This window comes from Marinomonas sp. HM11-D, from assembly GCF_057626615.1.
Genome location: NZ_JBMMKT010000039.1, coordinates 1 through 481, shown reverse-complemented (window position 1 = coordinate 481; position 481 = coordinate 1). Strand labels below are relative to the sequence as shown.

Sequence of the window (481 nt, the reverse complement as noted above, 5' to 3'; positions counted from 1 at the left end):
GAACCCCTGTTACCGCCGTGAAAGGGCGGTGTCCTAGGCCACTAGACGAATGGGACACATCATATGTTTCCGTAGAAACGCCCCCTTTCGAGGAATTCTCCGAAGAGAAAATGGAGCGGGAAACGAGGCTCGAACTCGCGACCCCAACCTTGGCAAGGTTGTGCTCTACCACTGAGCTATTCCCGCATACGATCACGCTCTTTTACAACTTACGTTAAGTTGGCGTCCCATAGGGGGTTCGAACCCCTGTTACCGCCGTGAAAGGGCGGTGTCCTAGGCCACTAGACGAATGGGACACATCATATTGTTTCCGTAGAAACACCCTCTTTCGAGGAATTCTCCGAAGAGAAAAATGGAGCGGGAAACGAGGCTCGAACTCGCGACCCCAACCTTGGCAAGGTTGTGCTCTACCACTGAGCTATTCCCGCATAAAAACTTTTATTTAACACCTGAAAGTTAGGTGGCGTCCCATAGGGGGTTC

The 481-nt window shown here is 52.0% G+C and carries 3 tRNA genes; all 3 read right to left on the bottom strand.

The annotated features are described in order from the left end of the window. Nucleotides 1–111 precede the first annotated feature (111 nt). A tRNA-Gly gene (locus tag ACOSVP_RS18580) sits at nucleotides 112–186 on the bottom strand. Nucleotides 187–220: 34 nt separating this feature from the next. Next, nucleotides 221–296, bottom strand: a tRNA-Glu gene (locus ACOSVP_RS18575). A gap of 57 nt (nucleotides 297–353) precedes the next feature. Continuing rightward, nucleotides 354–428, bottom strand: a tRNA-Gly gene (locus ACOSVP_RS18570). Between the last annotated feature and the right edge of the window lie 53 nt (nucleotides 429–481).